General features: G+C 43.8%; 2 protein-coding genes. Both read left to right on the forward strand.

Going from position 1 to position 1,275, the window contains the following annotated elements:
- Positions 1–187: hypothetical protein (locus tag NG833_RS29885; RefSeq protein ID WP_254568901.1), on the forward strand; the 187-nt coding region annotated here is incomplete at its 5' end.
- 6 nt (positions 188–193) lie between these two features.
- Positions 194–823 carry a transposase gene (locus NG833_RS29890; RefSeq protein WP_254568902.1) on the forward strand — a complete coding sequence of 210 codons (630 nt, stop codon included), beginning with the start codon at positions 194–196 and terminating at the stop codon, positions 821–823.
- Positions 824–1,275: the final 452 nt, after the last annotated feature.

Raw genomic sequence — 1,275 nt, forward strand, 5'->3', positions numbered from 1 at the left:
AAAGGATGATAGACGTTTAGAGCAAACTGATAGGCAAGGGGTGGAACCGGCCAAATCGTTACCCCCAATGATATCCCTTCCTTTAGAGCAAATCAACACCACCGAGAAAATCACCGGCGGGGGAAATTTAACGCCTAGGGCGTCGGTTCAGTACCCGAACTTGACAAAACGACTCAACTATGCATAACTGAAATTGACGAACCAATTAAATTCAAGCGCTCATTACTCCCTAAAGTCTATGCGTCCTCCTTTGTGGCACCCGCCAGTAGAGCTATCAGATTCAGAACAGGTAATTATTAATCGCATCAAAAAAGCCAAGCTGTTTACTTTTCTTCGCCTGAACCGTCTGTACATATTCGATGATGAGTTTCAAGAAGAACTAAACACCATTTTTAAAGACAGCACAATGGGCTACTGTCCCATCGCACCAGCACAATTGGCCTTAGCCACTATTCTCCAATCTTATATGGGGATTTCTGACGATGAAGTGATTGAAGAGCTAGTCATGGATTTACGATGGCAATTAGTTATGGATTGCCTGAACTGTGAAAAACCCCCATTCAGTAAAGCCACTTTAATAAGATTCAGAAGCGCCTTAATTAAAAAAGGCTTTGACCAACGTTTAATTGACCGTACTGTAGAAATTGCCAAGCTCAAAGGAGGCTTTGGTTCGGCTAATTTAAGAGCTGCATTAGATTCCTCTCCATTATGGGGTGCAGGTAAAGTTGAAGATACCTATAATCTCTTGGGTCATGCTCTGCGTAAGGCGTTGAGTATCATAGCTAGCCAGCTTCGGGTGGGGGCTGGCAGAAATTGCCAATGAAGCCGGAGCGGATTTTGTCAATAGTTCCAGCTTAAAAGCCGCATTAGATTTAAACTGGGATGACCCAGCGGAAAGCCAAAATGCCTTATTAACTATCCTAAACAGCCTGAATTCTGTAGAAGAATGGATGCAACAGCAGACTAATCTGGATGAAATAGAAGAGGCGCAAGTTCCCCCACCGCTGTTGCCCGCTTGATTGAATCCCAAAATGTGACAGTAGACTCAATGGGAGTGCCGAAGCTGGCCAAAGGGGTCGCTAAGGACCGACGCATTTCTATTGAAGATCCAGATATGCGGCATGGCCGAAAAAGCCAGGGTAAGCTCATCTAATTTGGTATAAATTGTACTTGACAAGGAGAAATTATAGAGTTAAAGGAGAGTCGTCTGGGTTCAGAGATTCTAGGCGAGTAAAAACAGCTCAATCAGTCTTGGTACAAGGATTTGAGAATAAG

Source organism: Oscillatoria sp. HE19RPO (assembly GCF_024220515.1).
GTDB lineage: Bacteria > Cyanobacteriota > Cyanobacteriia > Cyanobacteriales > Laspinemataceae > Laspinema.